Annotated in this window: 3 protein-coding genes; 1 reads left to right on the top strand and 2 read right to left on the bottom strand. The window is 51.6% G+C overall.

What is annotated here, in order from left to right; all coding sequences use genetic code 11:
• Positions 1-482 precede the first annotated feature (482 nt).
• Positions 483-1,556 (top strand): transposase, encoded by a 1,074-nt coding sequence (locus JNJ77_16740; GenBank protein ID MBL8824235.1) that lies wholly within the window; start codon positions 483-485, stop codon positions 1,554-1,556.
• 457 nt (positions 1,557-2,013) lie between these two features.
• Here JNJ77_16740 and JNJ77_16735 read toward each other — a convergent pair whose 3' ends face one another.
• Positions 2,014-2,667, bottom strand: coding sequence for a hypothetical protein (locus tag JNJ77_16735; protein MBL8824234.1), 654 nt, complete (start codon positions 2,665-2,667; stop codon positions 2,014-2,016).
• The coding region (locus tag JNJ77_16730) for a hypothetical protein (GenBank protein ID MBL8824233.1) at positions 2,664-6,795 on the bottom strand (4,132 nt) is incomplete at its 5' end. The genes JNJ77_16730 and JNJ77_16735, both read right to left, overlap by 4 nt.

Below are 6,795 nucleotides of genomic sequence, written 5' to 3'. Positions count from 1 at the left end.
TGTTCTCTTGGCCGTTTAATAGCCCGCAGTTCAGTTCCAAAACTCGCCAACTATCAACGCAAAAACGCCAGACTCTCTGCCTGGCGTGGTGCGTGAACCGTGTTGTAGATAAAGCCTCGATGAAGGCTTGCAAGCTCCCCGGGTAGGGCGCGCTTCAAGATGTTCTCTCTCATTAAAGTGTAGAGATAGCTAGTCATTGGAAGCTGTTGATAATTATCTACTTACGTCAAACCAAATCATAAAAGGCTGTTAACCCACGAAAAACCTCTCTCCACCCTGGTAGAGAGAAAATACCTCGATTTCTCTCTACCAAGCGGTTTGGCGTTAACCAGGCTGTAGGAGAGATGTCCCTTTCCCTGCTCCAGATTTGCTCGCTGCACCAGCCGATTTTGATCGCGAATTGTCTGCTGATTCGGTAGTCTGGCGGGGTGGAAAAATGATGTCATCACGTTGGCAGCTTTGAACTTGTGGAGAACGACAGGATGAAGGCTCTGATGCAATCGTTTCTGGTAATGCTTGCCACGGCGACTGACCGGCAACTGGCCAAGCAGGTGCAATATCTCAAGAAGGAAAACGGCATTCTGCGAAAGCGATTGACCAAGCGAATCGTGGTGACAGACAAAGAGCGCCGACAGTTGTTGCGGTTTGGCAAGCCGGTTGGCAAGGCTATCAAGGAACTGATCGGCATTGTCACGCCAGACACCTTTTTGCGCTGGGTTCGGGAAGAACGACGGGAACTGGGTCGTCCGAAGAAGGCCAAGAAGAAGCCAGGACGCCCGATGACTGATGATGAGATTAAGGTGCTCGTCATACGATTGGCTAAGGAGAACATCTGGGGGTATGGCAAGATTCACGGGGAACTGAAAAAGTTGGGAATCAAGATCTGTGATACCACCGTGAAGAACATCCTGATTGCTGCAGGTATTGATCCCTGTCCCGAGCGCGGCGACAAGCCCTGGGAAGACTTTATCAAGCAGCATGCACAAACCTTGTGGGCCACGGATTTCTTCAGCAAGAAGGTGTGGACTCTCAGGGGATTCGTGGATGTTTTCGTGTTGTTCTTCATTCATATTGAATCGAGGCGTGTCATTCTGGGTGGTCTCACGACGAATCCGGATAATACTTGGATGAAGCAACAAGCCAGGAATGTTTGCATGCAGTGGGACAAGGAAAAAGTGAAGCCGGAATCCTTGATCTGTGATTTCGATACCAAGTATACCAGGGACTTTGTATCCATACTCAAGGCTGAAGGCGTGGAGGTGAAACGGGTTGGCCCGCAGAAGCCCAATATGAATGCCTATGCTGAACGGTTTGTGCAGAGCATCAAGCAGGAAGCCTTGGATCATTTCATCTGCTTCGGTGAGGATCATCTGCGTCACATTGCCACCTGCTACGTTGATTATTACAACACGGAACGAGCGCACCAAGGCATAGGCAATGTACCGCTGACAAAACGGCGTATTCGGAAGTGGAAAGACTCTGACAAAGCCAGTGCGATAGTTTCTGTACCCCGGTTGGGTGGTCTTTTGAACAGCTATCGTCGCCGAGCGGCGTGAGTTGGTAGCCACTCGCCAGTTATCGCCAAGATTTGGGTCCATTTCTCTCTCATGAACGTTCGTGATCGGGACTTCGTGTTTGTCTGTTCAGTTCTGGCTTTTCGGTCACTATTGTACCTGACGGAGAAATTCTCACCATCAGAAGTCATTGTTAATCAACAGGTTACAGCAACGTTCTTCATAATCGCTGTTAACCGTCACACTTATCTCTTTCGGTGTAGTAGAGATGTTTTGGGTGGAAACATCTCTATGGAGGGCTTCGCTGTTAATCGTCGTGTATTGGAGAAGTTTCTTTCTACACCCCAGCTGGGCGGCTTGTTGAACAGTTACCACCGTCGAGCGGCGTGAGTGGCTGACTCGGTCAGCTTTCTGCAACAGTTTTGAGTCCCTTCTTCTCATCATGGTCATTCGTGTTTGGTTCTTCGTGTTTGTCTGTTCAGTTTTGGCTTTTCGGTCACTATTGTACCTGACGGTATACGTTGCGAATGCACTCGATCTCAAGATCGAGTTTTTTATTAATGTTCGAGAGGCGAGGTTGTTGTGCGAGTACATTGAGTCGAACTCTCTCTTTTTCCATCTCTTTCATTTTGAGCCATGTAAGCATTGGCGAGCCTCTACCAGTCTGCGAACAGATTTGTTCGTATGTTGATATGATGACCGACTGATAGAGCTCTATGGGAATACGGATTTCATGTCCGTGAGTGTCGCTCCGCTCCTTCCAAATCACGCGGCAATACCGATCTTTCGCAATAATAACACTAAGAAAGTACTCGTCAAATCCCTCGCTATTATAAGCTGAGATAATCATATGACGAACTGGGCGACGCTCTCCAATGCGGTCGTTGAACAAGGGCGACCCCGAATCCAAGACCCCGGTTAAGTAAACTATCAGCGCATCTGTATCCAAGTCGTCGAGCTTCCAGTTATCGAAGTTTTGCATCAAGATTGGATAGCACAGTCCGTCAATTATGAAATCAAGATCAAATGCACCATCACGATCTCCGATTTGGTTGCCATGTGCCCAAATGAAGAAATCACCGAGACGCACTCGCATGTCTGAGTAGCATATCGTATGCTCAATTGCGAATTCTTGTGGCTGTCCGATAATCACGAATTAAATCCCTGTTGTTTAAACCGGTATCTGATGTATGAAGGTAGTTTATCCCAGTCGATAATGCCATTGAAGTGGACTTCGCCGTTTGTTCCTTGGTAGCGGTAGTACTTCCCGTCAGCAGATCGACCATACCATGATTGCCTAACGGCGTCGGTGTTGTCTGGGTCAGGTATCGCGCGACCGTACACTGCTTCAGCATCCCGAGGCGTGGGTGTCTTTCCAAGAGCCGATCGGTTCGGATAACCTTCAGTGTATCTACTCTTCGGACCATGGTATGGTGCTGGCGCAACCCTCAACGATCCATCTTGCTCATAGATAAGCCTCCTAAGCATATCCTTAACTAAAGCCCGCTTGCTTGCTGCAGTAAGTGGACCATTCACCTTCACCAGTTGTCCATGTGACCTGGCGACACCTGCTAAAATACCGTTCGCTGCAAGACCTGCTGCACCCTCAGCCAGTTCAGTGGCCAACCTGGCAATCTGCTCCATGTTGTATGCATCACCGGCCTTGTATAACGCCATGAGGATCTTCAAGGCTTCACTGGTAATACCGTGGATCCCCAGCAAGTACATTGCCCCATTGAAAGCTGCCTTGGTAGCGGGATGTAGATTTGCCGCCACGCCAACACCAACGAGAAGAGGCAACATGCGGATGGCTTCTCGAATCTGCTCTTGCGCCAGCCCGGGAGCCAATTCTGATGCAATCAGTATCACCAATTCCCTACGCTGAGCAGGCGTTAACTTGGTAATCGCTGAATCAACTCTGGTATTCTCGTTAATTTCTGTTTCCACCCAACCTGGACGGGCTCGCATTTCGGGCGTTTTGCCAATATTGTCCGACAGATCGGGATAAGATTGCCAATAGTACCCATCCTTAGGTTTAGGCAAATCATCCTCGTCTTGAATTCTTTTTCCATCAACCCTTTGGCCTTTTAATATTGTCTGTCCATGTTTATTACCTGCTGAAACTGAAGGCGTGGAACCATCCGACGCAATAGGTGCTATGCGGTAATTCCCATTCCCACCTCCGCCACTAGGAGCAGTCTTTTTATCTCCATAGCTTGCCACAACTCTGTCAGACAAACCATAGTAATCAGGGTTCTTCGCCCCCTGGAAATTCATCGCCAGCGGCATCGGCGGCGCTGGCACCTTCTTTTCATCCTCCCCACTATCGGTATGCGTCTCCAGCGTCGCCCCCGTCATCGTGGTCAGTGGCGTGCTGTCGGTCGTGTACGTCAATGTCCACGGTGCTGCGAAGTCGATGCTGACTTCGTATTCATCCAGGTCTGCGGTGTGACGATATTCCAGAGTCTCATCGTAAATGAGCGTGGCATGCGACCAGAAGTAGAGCGAACCTGTGCCTGCTGACTGATGCACGCCGAAGTAATCGCCGGTGTCATCGCGTGAGAAGCTTTTGCTGTACGAGTCGTACTCAAACTCACCACCTGTCGTGTGCCCTGTAATAGACTCACTGCCCGAACCATCACGCTCCCGTTCCTTGTCCCAGTCGTAACGATGCTCATACGTGGATGCCCCGAAGAACATCGCGGTGATCACACCGAACGATTCCGCGAACCCAACGTTGGTATACTCCCCATCTTCGGTGTAACTGTTGGTGATCGAGTAATCATCGAAGACGAAGCTGTATCCGCCTGATCCATCAGGCTCCGAGTAGCCATACTTCTCTTCAACAAACGTCACGTCGAAACTGCCTGTATCCGTCCGTTCCCGTTCGTGGTTGTAAGTGTGCGAACCGTTCGACCCACCACCCGATGTCGTCCATCGCTGTGACAGATTGAAGATCGATTCTTCATCGTAGGTGTAGCCGTTGGTCACCGTGTTGATCGACGTGTAGCTGACCAGGCTCCACGGATCCGTCTCCCCCGGATCAAACGACACTTCCGAATACTCCTGCATCGAGTAGCCATTGGTGATCGTCACATCCGACGAATCGTAGCTGTAAACTTCAAAGTCAGCATGATCCCCTTCGTAGCTGATGACATAACTGCTGCTGTTGGTGATCGTCTGGCTGGCTTCGCTGAGCGTCTTGTCGTACACGACGCATGCCACGCCGTTGTACATCGACCCCAGGTGCTGCTTGTTGATAAACGTAGAACTGGTCTGGTTGACGTTGACGCTCGAGTTGATCTCCCCTTCGATGTCACGATAGACACCGACCAGCCCGGTCGTGTGGTAACCGGTGAACAGCGAAGTGAAGCTGGTTCCGTTCGAAACACTGTCCGTCGTTGTAGCTTCATAGGTCGAGCTGATCAGCGAGAAGCTGAAGTCCTGCCCCGACGATGTGCCCCGAATGACGCTGGTGTAATGCTCATCCCTGGCGGAGCTTGTAATATCACTCTCGATACCGGTGATCGACTGCGTAAACTCCGCAAACCACTCGATCAGCACGAACCCGGTCGGCTTATTCAAATTGTTCCAATGATTCTGCGTCGCTGACATATCGGTGATAGTCCGCCGACCATACTCGGTCGCCGTGAACATCGACGACTCGATGGATGAAATAGCCGAGGTAGACGCATAATAATGAGCATCGTAAGCAATCGAACTGTAGCTGTACGAACCATGAGAATAAACACCCTGCTCAAACCGCTTGTCGACACTGCTGCTGTTGCCCGCAGTAACAATCGTCTGCACCGAACGTTGGATCGTGTCGTGCGTATGCGTCTCGTTGTCAGCCGTGTACTTGTCACTCGATCCTGAATGAGCCCAGTTGTTGACGCGATGGTTATACCCCGCCTTCTCGACGGTGGTTTCATTCTCCAGCACCGACGTATGCGAGAACGACACCGTCGCCGTTTCGATACTGTAGTACGTGGCAGACGAAAGGTTGTAATCCCCCTCGCTGTAGGTGCCATACTCGTAACTGGTGCGGAACTGCTCGGCAAACGACTCCCGCAACCCCGTGCGGGTCGCTTCGAAACCATGCGTCACTGTCTGCGAGGAGTCGTTCGTCCGGTCATCTGCTTCATATTCATAGGGCCCGCTGAACGGTTGCGGCACCAGCATCGAACTGCTTCCCGTGTCGTCCGACGTACCATCGGTCTGTGTCATCGTGCGGATGAACTCGGTCAGCACCTCCTCTTCCTCCGCATACTGCTCCGCCGACAACGTCACCCGCGACTCGTAATACGTCAGTTCGGTGCCCAGGTCAGCCGGGATGTTCCCCTCCTGCCGGGTACTGAATACCATACTCGAATAAGCATGACCCGTCGTCTCGGTGTTGTAGGTGAACAGCGCGCCGCCATTGGTCAATCCGCCGCTGGTGGAAGCGCCCGAACCGTTCCGAATCCCTGAACCCGCAGTAGACCCGCCGCCACTTTCACTGGCATGGCTGCCCAGCGAGCTTTCGGACATCGTACCGGTGAGCATCTCCGTGAAGTTCATCGTCGACAGGCTCTGCCCGCTGGAACGATGCGAAAAACTCGTCAGGCTCGTCGAGAAGTTGGCATACTGCCCCAGCGATGAATAAGTCTCCAGCCCGGACGATGCGCTCGTGCTCGTGGTGTCCGTCACCACCCGCAGATTGTTGATGTAGGTAACGATACTGTTGCCACTGGATGAAGAAGTGCTGGAACCGACGGCACCATCACCTGGATCGGAGTTCATGCTCATGCCGTTACTGTCAGGCATGGCATCGAGCATGCGATAAACATCTTTATTGAGGAGCGTATTCAATGAAGTTGCGGTTGCCAGCGATGAGAGAGTAGCAGTCGACTGGTACGACATGCTGGAGTAGGAATACTCGCCATCAGAGTATTCTCCGAGCATGCCTTGCGAGTTGGCATAATCCGCAACCTGCAAGGCGGTGAACGTACTGCGTGATTCGTTGTGCCGGACCAGGGTGGCAGTCGAGTTGTCAAAGTAACCCACCAAACCCGAATGACGGGAGGAGTTAAAGTCGAACCCCGTGGCGGCACCGGTCAATTCCAGCGATTCACTGTTGTTGTAGAAGAACTCTTCCATCGAGGTCATCAGCGAGGTCGAATGGTTCCTGACCTCAACACTGGTGGTGACCAGGCCTGAACCCGTCTCCTGGTAATTGATGCTGGTCAGCGACAAGGTCATATGGCTGGCGCTGCCATATTCATCGCGTGAGAAGGTGACC

This window comes from Planctomycetia bacterium (genome assembly GCA_016795155.1).
Taxonomy (GTDB): Bacteria; Planctomycetota; Planctomycetia; order Gemmatales; family HRBIN36; genus JAEUIE01.
The sequence above is the reverse complement of the archived record's forward strand: the minus strand, read 5'-3'. Positions and strand labels throughout refer to the sequence as shown.